General features: G+C 62.5%; 13 protein-coding genes and 4 riboswitches. Of the genes, 11 read left to right on the top strand and 2 right to left on the bottom strand.

From position 1 onward, the window contains the following. The first annotated feature begins 12 nt into the window (after positions 1-12). The gene (locus BME24068_RS06475; RefSeq protein WP_174925506.1) at positions 13-843 is read left to right on the top strand and encodes an endonuclease/exonuclease/phosphatase family protein; all 831 of its coding nucleotides are present in this window, start codon (positions 13-15) and stop codon (positions 841-843) included. Positions 844-908: 65 nt separating this feature from the next. After that, complete coding sequence (locus BME24068_RS06480) at positions 909-2,165, top strand: MFS transporter (RefSeq protein ID WP_174925507.1); 1,257 nt, start codon at positions 909-911, stop codon at positions 2,163-2,165. 96 nt (positions 2,166-2,261) lie between these two features. Here BME24068_RS06480 and cfa read toward each other — a convergent pair whose 3' ends face one another. Then, complete coding sequence (gene cfa / locus BME24068_RS06485) at positions 2,262-3,461, bottom strand: cyclopropane fatty acyl phospholipid synthase (protein WP_174925508.1); 1,200 nt, start codon at positions 3,459-3,461, stop codon at positions 2,262-2,264. A 219-nt stretch (positions 3,462-3,680) separates the two neighbouring features. Beyond that, a complete protein-coding gene (gene crcB / locus BME24068_RS06490; protein ID WP_096502587.1) occupies positions 3,681-4,073 on the bottom strand; it encodes a fluoride efflux transporter CrcB in 393 nt (130 codons plus the stop codon). A gap of 63 nt (positions 4,074-4,136) precedes the next feature. Further along, a riboswitch (Fluoride riboswitch) is annotated at positions 4,137-4,203 on the bottom strand. 170 nt (positions 4,204-4,373) lie between these two features. Beyond that, a riboswitch (Fluoride riboswitch) is annotated at positions 4,374-4,437 on the top strand. Between the two features lie 299 nt (positions 4,438-4,736). On the opposite strand from crcB, the gene BME24068_RS06495 reads away from it, so the two are divergent. The 9 genes from BME24068_RS06495 (at position 4,737) to BME24068_RS06535 (ending at position 13,414) form a co-directional block, all read left to right on the top strand. Beyond that, on the top strand, positions 4,737-5,051 hold the full coding sequence (locus BME24068_RS06495) for a hypothetical protein (RefSeq protein ID WP_174925509.1): 315 nt from the start codon (positions 4,737-4,739) through the stop codon (positions 5,049-5,051). 44 nt (positions 5,052-5,095) lie between these two features. Further along, entirely contained in the window at positions 5,096-5,839 is a 744-nt protein-coding gene (locus BME24068_RS06500) for a 2,3-bisphosphoglycerate-dependent phosphoglycerate mutase (protein ID WP_096502956.1), read from the top strand. Between the two features lie 72 nt (positions 5,840-5,911). Further along, on the top strand, positions 5,912-6,529 hold the full coding sequence (locus tag BME24068_RS06505) for a histidine phosphatase family protein (protein ID WP_174925510.1): 618 nt from the start codon (positions 5,912-5,914) through the stop codon (positions 6,527-6,529). A 126-nt stretch (positions 6,530-6,655) separates the two neighbouring features. Beyond that, positions 6,656-6,722: riboswitch (Fluoride riboswitch) on the top strand. Positions 6,723-6,801: 79 nt separating this feature from the next. Continuing rightward, positions 6,802-8,112, top strand: a complete 1,311-nt coding sequence (locus BME24068_RS06510; RefSeq protein ID WP_096502583.1) for a voltage-gated chloride channel family protein — start codon at positions 6,802-6,804, stop codon at positions 8,110-8,112. A gap of 28 nt (positions 8,113-8,140) precedes the next feature. Continuing rightward, complete coding sequence (locus BME24068_RS35475) at positions 8,141-8,506, top strand: DUF190 domain-containing protein (protein WP_162826231.1); 366 nt, start codon at positions 8,141-8,143, stop codon at positions 8,504-8,506. 68 nt (positions 8,507-8,574) lie between these two features. After that, positions 8,575-8,925, top strand: coding sequence for a hypothetical protein (locus BME24068_RS06520; protein WP_143331652.1), 351 nt, complete (start codon positions 8,575-8,577; stop codon positions 8,923-8,925). Positions 8,926-8,928: 3 nt separating this feature from the next. Beyond that, positions 8,929-10,131 (top strand): MFS transporter, encoded by a 1,203-nt coding sequence (locus BME24068_RS06525; protein ID WP_244110678.1) that lies wholly within the window; start codon positions 8,929-8,931, stop codon positions 10,129-10,131. 56 nt (positions 10,132-10,187) lie between these two features. Beyond that, positions 10,188-10,249, top strand: a riboswitch (Fluoride riboswitch). Continuing rightward, entirely contained in the window at positions 10,233-11,921 is a 1,689-nt protein-coding gene (locus BME24068_RS06530) for a MutS-related protein (protein ID WP_203368145.1), read from the top strand. (Overlaps the previous riboswitch by 17 nt.) Beyond that, the gene (locus BME24068_RS06535; protein ID WP_174925511.1) at positions 11,918-13,414 is read left to right on the top strand and encodes a MutS-related protein; all 1,497 of its coding nucleotides are present in this window, start codon (positions 11,918-11,920) and stop codon (positions 13,412-13,414) included. Before BME24068_RS06530 ends, BME24068_RS06535 begins: the two co-directional genes overlap by 4 nt. The last annotated feature ends 581 nt before the right edge of the window (positions 13,415-13,995 follow it).

Raw genomic sequence — 13,995 nt, forward strand, 5'->3', positions numbered from 1 at the left:
AAGGAATCCGAAATGAATGTTTCTGTTCTGACCTACAACACGTTGTTTGCCGGCATGGACGGTGACGACGATCGGCGCTTCGAACTGCAGACCGGGTTGATCGACGTACTGCGTCCCGACGTATTTCTGATGCAGGAAGCGAAGGGGCTCGATGCGAACGGGCATGCGCGACTGCATGAGTGGGAACGCCGTATTTCGATGCGCGGCTTTCTTGGCGTGGCACCGCGCACGGGACAGAATGTCGCGATTTTCATTCGCGCGCCGCTGCGCGCATTGTCGTTCGAAGTGGACAACACGCATTTTCATCATGCGACGGCGATGCTGAAGGTCGAGGTACCGGGCAGTGCGGTGCCGATCACGTTCGTATCGACACACTTGTCGCCCAACGGGCCGCAGGTCAGGCGGTTCGAAGCCGCGTATCTGTCGGCGCTCGCGGCGCCGGACGCATTGACGTTGATCGGCGGCGACTTCAACGCGGCTTCGCCTCACGATCCCGAACCTGCCGACTGGAGCACACTCGCGCGGCATCATCGAGCGCGCTATCTGGCGGACGATCTCGCGGGTATCGACCGTAGCGTAATCGCGCGCCTGGAGGCCGCGGGCCTGGTCGATCTAGGACGCCGGCTGCACGGCAACGGCATTCCGACGGTTCCCGCCGCCGGCTATCGCGATACCGAGTTCGCCACCATGCGATGCGATTACCTGTTCGCGTCGCCGGCGCTGGCCGAACGGGCACGACGCTACGAAGTGTTGCGTATGCCGGAAACCGAACACGCATCGGATCACTATCCGGTTCTGCTGCAACTCGATGCGTCCGCGCGGCCGGACGAGCGCTTGTCATGATTCCCCCCACACTGGCAGCACGTTTGCGTTTGCATCCGCGGGATGCGTTTCAGGAGAGAGCGTCCATGTCCGACAATCAGGAAGCTGCAACGCCGGCGTCTCTGGCCGATTCCCGGCACTGGCTGAATCGAACCGTCGCCGGGGCCGGCGTGACGAGCGCGCTGGGCGACTTTTGCTACGAGACGACCACGGTCATCCTGCCGGGGTTTCTCGCCATACTGGGCGTGCCGGCGGCCGCACTGGGTGTCATCGAGGGGTTGGCCGACGCCGTCGCGAGTTTTACCAAGATGGTGTCCGGATACCTCGCGGACAAGCTCGGCCATCGCAAGCGGCTGGTGCTCGCGGGTTATGCGCTGACGCCGGTCGGTCAGATATTCATCGCGCTGGCGACTGGCTGGCCGCTGCTTTTGCTGGGGCGCCTGGTGTCGTGGTTCGGCAAGGGATTGCGCGGGCCGCTGCGAGATGCGATCGTCATTCAGGCCGTCAGTGCCGAAACGCGCGGGCGGGCGTTTGGGTTTCATCGTGCGATGGACACGATCGGCGCGGTGCTCGGGCCGCTTCTCGGCGTCGCCGTGCTGGAGTGGGCGCAGTCCGTTCACCGCAGCGATCCCGCCGGCCCGTTTCGGCTCGTGCTTTGGCTATCGATCTTGCCTGGCGTACTTGCAGTGCTTGCTTTTCTCGCGATGGTGGACGATCCGGAGCAGTCGCCCAATCCCGGTCGACGGTTCTGGGGGGCTCTCCGCGCGCTTCCCGCGCGATTCAAGCAATACCTGGGCGCGGTCGGTGTGTTCGGCCTTGGAGATTTCTCGCACAGCTTGCTCATTCTTGCCGCGACGCAACTGCTCACGCCATCGTTCGGGGTGGTGCGCGCGGCGCAAATTGCCGGGCTGCTGTATGTCGGCAGAAATATCGTTCAGGTTCTGGCCTCCTATCCGGCCGGCGTGTGGGCCGACAGGGTAGGGGCGTTGCGGCTCCTTGCGGGCGGCTATCTGATCGGTGCCGCGACGGCTGCGCTGATCGCCGTCCTGTGGTGGCTCGACGCCGCCAGCGTGCCGCTGCTTGGTGTGGTCTTCCTGCTTGCCGGACTCTACGTCGCCGTGCAGGACACCCTGGAATCGACCGTCACGGCCGACATGGTTTCTTCCGACACGCTGGCGATCAGTTACGGAGCGCTCGGTAGCGTGAACGGCTGCACCAGGTTCCTGTCGAGCGGGATGGTCGGTGTGTTGTGGACTGCGGTGTCGCCGATTGCCGGGTTCGGTGTGGCTGCCGTCCTGATGTTCGTTGGCGTCGTCGCCTTGCGGCGGCTTGTCCGCCGATAGCGAAACCACTGGCATCCGCGGGGCGCGAACCGCCACGCGTGCGGCAGGGCGTTGCCGTCGTCATTGCGGTGTTCGTCGGGTTTCGGTGCGTCGAGGTCAGGCTCGCGAACGGTCGAGGCCGCGACTCGAGTGCGCCGGAACTGGCGGCCGATGATAGCCGCCGTCCACACCATGTTTGGAAAAAACCCACTGCCACAGCTGGGTCTCGCGAGAACGGAACAGCCCCGCGCACGACAGCAGGTAGTAGCGCCACATCCGGTGGAAGCGCTCGCCGAGTCGCGGCTCGAAGCGCGGCCACGCCGCGTCGAAGTTCGCGTGCCATGCCATCAGCGTCCTGTCGTAGTCGGCGCCGAAATTCTGCAGGTCTTCCGTCACGAACAGTCCACCGGCGGCATCGCCGATTTCAGCGAGCGCGGGCAATTCCCCGTTCGGGAAGATATAGCGGTCGATCCACGGATCCGGTGTCGTTCCGCGACGATTCTTCCCGATCGTATGGAGGAGAAACAGGCCGTCGTCCGTCAGGCAGCGATGGGCGACCTCCATGTAGGTCCGGTAGTTTTTCGATCCGACATGCTCGAACATGCCGACGCTGGCGATCCTGTCGAAGCGTTCGTCAATGGCGCGATAGTCCTGCAGCCTGAATTCGAGCGGCAGCTTCCGGTATCGCTCGCTGGCCCACTGAGCCTGCTCTTTCGAGATCGTGACGCCCACGCATGTCACGCCATAATGTTCGGCGGCGAAACCCATCAGGCTGCCCCAGCCGCAGCCGATGTCGAGAAGCCGCATGCCGGGCGTCAATTGAAGCTTGCGGCATATCAGATCGAGCTTGTCTTCCTGGGCCTCGTCGAGCGTCCGGGCGCCGCCGGACCAGAACCCGCAGGTGTACGTCATTCTGCGGTCGAGCATCGCCGCATAGAAGTCGTTGCCGATGTCGTAGTGCCGCTCCCCGACTTGCCACGCACGGCGAATCGTTTGCCGATTCATGATCCGCGCATGCAACGCATGCAGGCCGAGGTGGACGGGATGAATCTTCTCGTCGAGTTTCGCCCTGAGTATCCTCGCGAAGAACTGGTCGAGATGGTCGCAGTCCCAGCGGCCATCCATATACGCTTCGCCCAGACCGAGATTGCCGTGGGCGAGGATGTCGGTGGGTACGTCGTCGTCGTGGAGGCGAATGTCCCACGGACGGGCTCCGCCGATCTTGACATCGGCATGCGTGAGTAACGCTTCGATGAAGCGATACGCCCTGCTGTTGCGGTGCGAATCGGTTCGACCTTCCGAGCGAGCTGTCGACATGACTCATCTCCTCTCATCGGCCTGTCGGGCTTTCCTGTAGCGTGAGCCGGGCGGAAGCGGTGACGGACCGATCGATGAAGTTCCAGGCTGGGCGCGCCGGTGCACGACGCGATTCCTACCGTACTTGAAGACGCAACCAGAAATTCAAACATGCATGAAACGTCGTGGCCGTTCCGGCATGACGCATGATGCAGTTCGATAATGGCCTTTCGGATTTGCTCAGGCGACGGCAACCCGCGCTACGGCGCTGACGGTGGCGATACCCAGTATCGTCATGATCAGCGACGAGGAGACGTGGATGGCGATCTCGCCGGCAGCCCAGCCCAGTCGCCCTTCTTGCAGATGAGCAACGACTTCGGCGGAGAAGGTCGAGAAAGTCGACAGGCCGCCCATCAGGCCGGTGATGACGAACAACCGCCATTCGCTGGGGATCTCGGGGAGTCGCGAGAAGAACGCGATGGCTACGCCGATGACGTAGCCGGCGATGACGTTCGCTGCAAGCGTACCGAGCGGGAGCTCGGGGAACAGACCGTTGAGTCTCAGGCCGAGGACCCAGCGCAGCAAAGAACCCAACGCACCGCCGATCGCAACCGCAAGAACCGATTGAAACATATCGAATGCCCCATTTTTGATTAGACCTCGACGCACGCCGGAAGCAATGGCGCTCTCGTCTGCCGGGTTGTAGGCATCATCGGCTCATCAATCTTGAGCGGTTTTGGAGAATGCCATCTCCATGGCGAGAGTTTATCATCGGCCCTTGCAGCGTCAAGGGAGGCCGGACACTTGCAGTCGATGGCGGTGAATGCGCGGAAGCTTCGCCCGGGGCAAGTGGTGTGGATCGCGAGGTTTTACCGTTCCGTGTCGGGGCGTCGAGGACGCAAGGCTTGCGAGGTGCGGGGCCCGGCAGTATTCTTTGCATCAGGAGATGGCATTCTCCATAACCGCCGAAACACCGGCTGATGATGCCTACTGCGTTTGCGGATGTGACAACACCCTCAATCAACGACAGCAGGATCATCATGAACGCTACCCTCGTACGCTTCCTCCTTCGCCCGTTTCGACTTTTTCGGGCGCCGCACTTCCGATACAGCCTTCCGGTTCGCGGTGAGCGCCGGCTATGCCCCGTTTGCATCCGGGCGACCGAACGTCGTCGGGACAGCTCCGGCCGCGCGCCTTGGTAAGCCGCTCGGAGACGCATCCCCGCGAGAACGGCGCCGGGGCATTGCAATCATCGTCGTATTCCCAAGGTTTGCCGACCTGACGAGAGGAGGCAGCATGCCATTCGACATGAACGCGCATCCGTGCGATGCGGTTTCACTCGATTCGTTTGATTCACCTATTCCCGAGCCGGCTGGCGGAACGAGCGCCGATCGCTTCGATGCGGGGCCCGGTGGACGTCCGGCGGCGAAAGCCGACGGCGAGCTGGCGCGCTGCGAAGCGACGTTGCGACAACTCGGTTACGTCAACATATTTTCCTTTGCCACCGGCGAGTTCCTGATCGTTGCCCGTAATGGCGAACGCGTCCGCGGGAGTTCGCTCGGCGACGCGTTGCAGGAAATGTCGAATCGACTGGGATTGAAGGTCCGGTGACCCGGCGCAGCGTGCTTGCGCAAGGCGAACGGGCGGGAGCGAGCATGGAGAGCAGCCGCGATGCCGGCCGGGACGATGAGCCGTCGCTTTTTCTGGTTCTGGTTCGGCATGGCGAGTCCGAATGGAACCGGGACGGTCGATTTACGGGATGGACGGACATCGACCTGACTATCGGGGGCGAAGGGCAGGCGCGCGAGGCCGGGCGAATGCTCGCACGCGACCGATGGCAGTTCGACCTTGCCTATACGTCGGTGCTCAAGCGGTCGATCCGGACACTGTGGCTCATGCTGGAGGAACTCGATCAATCGTGGGTTCCGGTCGTGCACGACTGGCGGTTGAACGAGCGCCACTATGGAAGCCTGACGGGCATGCGCAAGACGGAGGCCGTCGAGCGTTTCGGGGAGCAGGCCGTGCAGCATTGGCGACGCTCGTACCATGGGCGCCCGCCGCCGATGTCGGTGACGATGGACGATCGGCGCTATCGCCGATTGCCGCCCGGCGAGATCCCTCGTGCCGAGTCCCTGTGCGATACCGAACGTCGAGTCGCGGCTTTCTGGCGCGACACGCTCGCGCCAGCCATCGAATCGGGGTGCCGCGTCATCGTTTGCGGGCACGGGAACGGGCTGCGTGCGCTGGTCAAGATTCTGGACGCGTTGTCCGAGGCCGACGTCATGAGCCTGGATATACCGAACGGCATGCCGCTGGTTTATCGGTTCGACCTCGACATGACCGTGATCGACAGGTTCTATATCGAGGCGCCGGCGATGCGGGAGTCGAACATCCTTTGATTTTTCGCGAACGGCATCGGTTGCGAGAGGCTGGACGCGACGCGCGCTCGCGCATTCTTTGGGAGCATGGCCATGCGAATTGTTTTGACTCGCCACGGACAAGTGGAAGGTATCGATCCACCGCGCTTTCGTGGCCGCGCCGAGCTGGAGCTCACGCCGCTTGGCTGGCGACAGGCGGCGTTGCTGGCCGACACCGTTGCGGCCCGTTTCAAGCCGGTTGCCGTCTATACGAGCCCGATGAAGCGGTGTCGGGACACGGGCCATGCGATCGCGACCGCATGCGCGGTTCCGGAGCACGTTCAACCCGGGATCGACGATTTCGACTATGGGGCGTGGCAGTGGAAGAGTCATGCGGATGCCCTCGCGCAGTTTCCCGACCAGTACGCGTTGTGGAAGACGGCGCCGCAGTGGATGCAGTTCCCGGGCGGAGAGTCGTTGCAGGCTGTCGCACTCCGAACGGCTGACGCGTTGCGCGAGCTGTTGGCCGCCCATGCCGACGAGATCGTTGTCCTGGTCGCCCACGATAGCATCAATCGGGTTCTTCTCCTGCATGCGCTCGACATGCCGCTGTCCGCGTACTGGCGAGTGGCGCAGGATCCGTGCTGCCTGAATGTCATCGACATCGACCGGGCCGGAAACGCGAAAATCCTTCAGATCAATGACACGGCGCATCTGGCACGTGAGGATTGAAACGGGGTTGCATCAAAGTCGAGCGCGCTAGCCGCCCTGCACAATGTCTGGCAGCCCGGTCGGGCCGGGGGGCAGTGCGGCAGGGCGCTCAACGACATTGCACCGCGGAAGATTTCTCGCGTACAATTTCGCGCTGGAGATGGCATTCCTCCTCATAACCGCTGGTCAGCCAGCTGATGATGCCTACGCGTTCCTGGGTACAGGAGGTCGTAGGCCGTCCGTATAGCGGCGTTCTGTCGCCCAGGTTTGATGTCCTGTCAAATCTGGTAAAAATGAAGCGAATCAAAACAATCGAGCAAGTGGCGATGGTGTCCTACCTTTGCCGATGGCTCGTCATTTCTTGCGGCATGGGCGCGTTGGCGGGTTCGGCGTCCGCGCTTTTTCTTGCCGCCCTCGATCTTGCAACCGAGACGCGCCTGGGTCATCCCTGGCTGCTCGCGCTGTTGCCCATTGCCGGTTTCGCGACCGGCTGGGTGTATCACCGCGTCGGGAAGTCCGTCGAAGGCGGGAACAATCTGCTGATCGACGAGATTCACGATCCGCAGAAGATCGTGCCGAAGCGCATGGCGCCGCTCGTTCTCATAGCAACGGTCGTCACGCATCTGTTCGGCGGATCGGCCGGGCGCGAAGGCACCGCCGTGCAGATGGGCGGCGCCATCGCGGATCAGATCACGCGTGCGCTGAAGCTCGATCGCGACGATCGGCGCATTCTGCTGATGGGCGGAATCGCGGCCGGTTTCTCGTCGGTATTCGGCACGCCGCTCGCAGGCGCCATTTTCGGGCTGGAAGTACTGGCGATCGGCCGAATCCGATACGACGCACTCCTGACTTGCGTGATCTCCAGCGTGGTCGCCGACGAAGCCTGCCGGATGTGGGGCATCCATCACACCGTCTACGCGATCCCGTTCGTGCCGCATCTGAATGCGCTGGGACTGGGCTCCGTGCTGATCGCCGGCGTGGCATTCGGTGTCGTCGGCATGTTGTTTGCCGACTCGACTCATGCACTGTCCGCATTCCTGAAGCGCAGGATCGGCTATGCGCCCATGCGTGCGTTCACCGGCGGCGTCATTGTCGTTGTCGCGGCAACCGTGCTGAACGTGCCGCAGTATCTCGGACTGGGGATCCCGACCATCGAGGCGTCGTTTCATGGTTCGCTTCCGTTCTATGACTTCGCGGGCAAGTTCGGCTTTACCGTCGTGACGCTCGCATCCGGCTTCAAGGGCGGAGAGGTCACGCCGCTTTTCTATATCGGTGCGACCCTCGGGAATGCGTTGGGGCATGTGCTGGCGCTGCCTGTCCCGGTTCTCGCCGGCCTCGGGTTTGTCGCGGTGTTTGCCGGCGCGGCCAATACACCCATCGCGTCGACCGTCATGGCGATCGAATTGTTCGGCGCCGATATCGGGGTATATGCGGCGATCGCGTGCGTCGTCGCGTACCTGTTTTCCGGTCACACGGGTATTTATCGCGCGCAGCGTGTCGACCATGCGAAGCACCCGCTCCTGCCGAACGGCATGCGGCTGGCCGACATTCCCGCGCTACGACGCGTTCGCCGCAGCGCGCCGGCGGTTTCACCCGAAGCATGACCGATCACTCTTTCTTGATAGCGCTGAAATGACCAAACTCACGGCACTTCGCTTGTATTTTCACCACTCCGCCAAAGCGCATCCGACACGCCTGTGGCATCGCATTTCGCGCCCGAGTCTTGCGCATCATCTCCTGCGTCATGCGAAACGCGCGGGCATCGAGCAGGCCGTTCTGCATCGCGTCCATGCCGGCTATCTCGGCGGCGATCGGCTTCACCACGGTCACGCCGAACATGTTCATCACAGGTTTCCTCACTGCATCGAACTGATCGATCGGGAGCACAAGCTGAGGGACTTCTGGCAAGCGCACGGGAGCGGTCTGCAAAACGTCAGGGCCATTTTCATGCCATGCGAAGCGGCAGGAAATCATGACCAGTCGTCGTTGATCGCATGAGACCGATACCGGCAGCGGCAGGGGGAACATGCCGCGCCCGGTCGATTCCAGACTGCATGGAGGGGCGCTTGAAAAAAGGAGTCGCAGTCCGCACCAAACTGCAAGCCGAGGCGATCGTGGCACTCATCGCAATCCTGGTTGCCGAGCTGCTGACGATGCTCGTCATGTCGATCATTCCGCGAAGCTATTCACCTTTGGAACTGGCGTCGCTTGCGGCTTTTGGCCTGGTCACCGCCGTCCTGTTTCTCGTCTGGTTCCGAGCCGACATAGCGCGCGCGTACAGGTACGCTGTCGAGCATGAATATCTCAAGTTCGCCGGTCAGCCACCGCGAATCGTCGCGATTCTCGATAGCTGTCCGCGACGCTGGATGGTCATGCTGCATATCAGGATGCATCCGGCTCTGGTGGGCGTGGAGTAGGGCGTGGGCGCGCGGCCGACCGTTTCGGGCAAGGGGACGTCTGCGCGGCAGGCCATGCGCTTTGTCGTTCTCATCGGTATCCTGAGTTTCTTTGCGGACTGCACGTACGAGGGCGCGAGGGGGATACTCGGCCCGTTTCTCGCACAGGCCGGCGCAACCGCCACGATCATCGGCGTGGTCATGGGGCTCGGCGAGCTGCTCGGCTACGGCCTGCGCCTGGTGTCAGGCACGTTGGCCGATGCGTCGCGCCGGTTCTGGACCATCACGATCGTCGGTTATCTGTTGCAGATGTCGGTCGTGCCTGCGCTGGCCTTGACGCACACCTGGCAGCAGGCCGCGGTTCTCGTGGTGCTCGAGCGGGTCGGCAAGGCCATCAGGAACCCGCCGCGGGACGTCATGCTTTCCAATGCGGCTCGGCACGTGGGGGGATACGGTTGGGTATTCGGTGTGCACGAAGCCTTCGACCAGTGTGGCGCGATGATCGGCCCGCTCGTCGTGGCTGCCATGATGGCGCGCGGCGGGAGCTATCGCGAGGCTTTCGCGGTGCTGGCGATCCCGGCGGCCTGCAACCTCGGTTTTCTGGCCGTTGCGAGAGTCGTTTTTCCTGGTTCCGGCGCACCGGTTGCAGACGCAGCGGATGCGATCGCGACGACCGCTTTTCCGCGCCGCTTCTGGACCTATCTGGCCGGGGCGGGGCTGGTTGCGGCGGGCTTTGCCGACTACCCGCTGATTGCCTACCACTTTGCACGGCACGGGACGTTGCCCGTCAACTGGATTCCCGTGTTCTATGCCGTGGCGATGGGCGTGAGCGGCGGTGCGTCGCTCGTACTGGGACGGCTGTTCGATCGATATGGCATGCGCGTCCTGATCGGCTTGACGATGCTATGCGCGGCGTTTTCCCCTTGCGCATTTCTGGCCGATAACTTCGAGCTCGCGCTGGTCGGCGTGGTCCTTTGGGGAATGGGGATGGGGGTGCATGAATCCATCATCCCGGCTGCGGTTGCGCCGATGGTTTCCGCAGCGCGCAGGGCGTCGGCGTTCGGTCTCTTCACGTCGATATACGGCGTCTGCTGGTTCGTCGGCAGCGCGGCAATCGGCTGGCTGTACGATCGCTCGGTGACGTCCACGGTCGTCTTTTGCGTCGCGACGCAGTTGCTCGCGATCCCTTTCCTTGTCGGCGCGTCGAGCAAGGAACCGAAAGCCTGATCGTGGCCGACGGTCGTGCGTGGAAGGTTGTTGGAAGCGGACGCCGGCACTAGAATGAAACGCAGGGAGATGGCATCCTCCCAAACCGCCCGATCGGGCTGATGACGCCTGCGTACACTGGAATGCGTGCTGTAGCGCCGGCTCGTCAGCTTTCCGGCCGCCGTTCCGCGGCCGGGCCATTCCAGTCGAACCTGTACGAACGGCAAGCGAAGCCGCGACGGGTTGTCGCGCGCGTCCGTGGATCGGGAGGCAAGATGGCGGATGTCAGTGTCTTGTACGATGGGCCGGGTGTCGAGGTCGACAGCGGCGAGGCCATGCAACCGGATTGCTTCCGAGACCTGAACCTCGACCAGGTCGTGGCCGCCGTGATCGCCGGCAGGGAAGCCTATGATCTCGAGGCGTTCTTCTATCGGAACGCTCGGGACGAGCGGACGATCCGCTATCGTCAGGACGTGATGCGCGATCTGGAGCGGCCGGCCGTACTGGACCGCGTCAACCGATTTGCGCTGAACATGCGTAGCATGCGTGCCTGCCTGCAAAGCGCGGGGAAGCTGTTCCACACCTGGCAAAAGCGGCGCTGGCAACTCGAAGCCGCGCATCTCTACTGCGACGCCGTCCGGGCGCTCTCCGCCGATCTCGAAATTGTTGATCTCCGTTCAACGGGGCTGCGACGCGTCCGTGACCACGTGCGCCACTATGTGTTGACGGATGCATTCCTGTTGCTTGCAACGAGTGAGGCACGCGTTCGCGCGCTGCTGGACCAGGTGCACTACACGATACATATCGACGGTGACAGCGTGGTCGTCAGTCGATACGACGACGAACCCGACTACAGCGCCGAAGTGCTGAGCGCCTTCGAGAAATTCAGGCAGCGCGAGTTGGTGGAGCGCCGCTTTCGCGCCGACGACTATCCCAACATGAACCATGTGGAAGCGCAGATACTCGATTGCGTCGTCCGCCTGAATATCGACGCCTTCGACGCGCTCACCCGCTTCTGCGGCGAGCATGCGTCATTCTTCGATTCCGCCGTGGTCGCGTTCGATCGCGAGGTTCAGTTCTACATTGCCTATCTCGAGCATATGCGGCGCATCACGGAGCAGGGTGTCACGTTCTGCTATCCGGTGGTGTCGGAAGACAACAAGACCGAATCGGTAGCGGGATCGTTCGACCTGGCGCTCGCCGAAAAGCTCAGGCGCGAAAGGCGTTCGATCGTATGCAACGATTACCGGCTGGAAGGCGCCGAACGCATCATGGTGGTCACGGGCCCGAATCAGGGCGGCAAGACGACCTTCGCCAGGATGTTCGGTCAGTTGCATTTCCTTGCCAGCCTCGGCTTGCCGGTGCCAGGCAGCCATGCGCGGCTCTTCCTGCAAGACCAGGTATATGCCCATTTCGAGCGGGAAGAGGACATGAAGAACCTGCGCGGCAAGCTTCATGACGATCTGCTGAGAATCAGGCGGATCCTGGACGAAGCGACGCCGCGCAGTGTGATCGTCATGAACGAGATATTCAGCTCGACGTCCCTCAAGGACGCGATCTTCCTCAGCAAGAAGGTCATGACGAAGATCATGTCGCTCGACGCGCTGGCCGTGTACGTCACATTCATAGAAGAACTGTCGCGGCTGAGCGGACAGACGCTCAGCATGTTGAGCGAAATAAATGCCGACGACGATACGTCGCGGACTTTCAGGATCCGTCGCCGGCCGGCCGACGGAAGGGCGTATGCCGTTTCGCTGGCACATAGATATCGGCTGACCTACGAGCAGATCGCGGAGCGGCTGGGCCTATGAAAGTCCATCTCATGTATCGCGAGGCGGACTTCCTCGTCGGGAAGGACCGCGATGCCTGCGTCGACGCGATTTTCCGCGATCTTGAATTGCGCACGCTTTGTTCCGCGATGTCGGACGGCGACGCGTATCTGTTCGACGTGGCGCAGGCGGCGCTCGGCAATCCGCTTGCGGATCGGGATGCCATCGGCTTTCGGCAGGACGTGCTGCGCGACTGTCTGTCCGGTCACGTGGTGGTCCGATCGCTCTACGGCCATGCCGTCGAGGCTATCGAGCTCGGCAAGAAGAGCTATTTCGGTTTCTACTCGAAGTATCCATCGGCGATGCTCGGCAGTGCGCGCGAGTTGATGGAATCGTTCGTCGAGACGTTGCGAAAGATGCGCGAAATCGCCGACAGGCATTCGGCGGATTTCCGGTCGGCCGGGTTTGTCCGGTTCTTCGAGATGATCGAAGCCGAGCTGACGGACGACTACTTCGAGCTGGTCGCTCGACATCTGAAGACGCTGAAGTTCCGCAGGGGACTGCTGATCAGCGCTCGCCTCGGGCCGGGAAACAAGGGCCGGGCCTACACGCTCAGGAAGTCGGCCGATGACGATCTGGGTTTTACCCGGCGCATGTTCAGGCAACGTCGGGAATCGTATGGCTTCCAGATCCCGGAGCGCGACGAGGCCGGCGCACAGGCGCTGTCGGAACTGGAAGCAAAGGGCATGGATCTGGTTGCGCGCGCATTGAATCAATCGGCGGAGCATGTGCTCGATTTCTTCAACATGCTGCGTTGCGAGCTGGCGTTTTACATCGGGTGCATCAACCTGCATGACCAGTTGCTGGAGCGGGGGTATTCGATGTGCATGCCGGACGTGGCGCCGGCCGATACGCATCGTCTCGACGCCCGGGGATTGCGTGAGGTGTGCCTGGCGCTGCGGGCCGACCGCGATGTCGTTCCCAATGACCTGCACGCAAACGATCGCGACCTGGTGGTTGTCACGGGCGCAAACGAAGGCGGAAAGTCGACGTTCCTGCGCAGTATCGCGACGGCGCAGTTGATGATGCAGGCGGGGATGATGGTGCTCGCCGAACAATTCTCGTCCAGCGTTGCCAGACGCGTCTTCACGCATTTCAAGCGCGAGGAGGACGAGTCGATGACGAGCGGGAAATTCGACGAGGAACTGCGCAGGATCAGCGCGATTATCGATCAGGTGGAGACGGACAGCATCGTGTTTTTCAACGAATCCTTTGCCTCCACGAACGAGCGCGAGGGGGCGGAAGTCGCTGGGCAGATTGTCGGAGCACTGCTCGATAAGCGCATCAGGGTGCTGTTCGTCACGCATATGTACGCGCTATCGAACGGGCTGTATGAATCGCGCGGCGCACGTGCATTATTTTTACGTGCGGAACGGACTGACGAGGGCGGTCGGACCTATCGCATCGTTGACGGCGAACCGCTTGATACAAGCTTTGGCGAGGACCTGTACCGGATTGTGTTTCCGAGCGGCTGACGCGAGGTTTGGGGTCTGCTCGAAACCTTGTGTTTGAAGCATACGCTGATAGCCAAGGAACCAGGTTCGTTCGCGATTCTTCGTAGCGTTGCCCGGCGACCGGCGCTGCTACGGGCTGCGCATCCGGGCAACGGTTCCTGTTCTCGCTGCCCGCACTGTCCTCACGCTGCGGTCGGTGTATTCCGGTCAGTAGCTGCTGCGTGCGCGGCGGCGTGGGCGTGCTGCAGTGCAGAACGCGGTTCGCGACGCGACCCGGGACAAGAAGCGTGTTCTTGGTCTTGGGCGATGGGACGCACTGTCCGGAGAACGAGACGGACGGGCGCGAGGCTGATCGCCCACCCCCGAATCCTCCCGACCGGACGACAAACCTGAATTCGTCTGATAATGCGATCGGCGATCCACGCGAACGCGCCGCGCAATCTGCCGGCATTGCGCCGAACCGTTGCACCGGCAACCGGATGGCGGAATCCGTTCACGGCATCGCCCCGATCGGGTCGTCAGCCTTCACGATCGAGAAACGAAACGGCGTCAGGCCCCCCTGGTCGTTCGGAATGTGCCCGGCGCCGTTCAAATCCCCACCC

The sequence above is a fragment of the Burkholderia anthina genome, assembly GCF_902498995.1.
GTDB lineage: Bacteria > Pseudomonadota > Gammaproteobacteria > Burkholderiales > Burkholderiaceae > Burkholderia > Burkholderia anthina.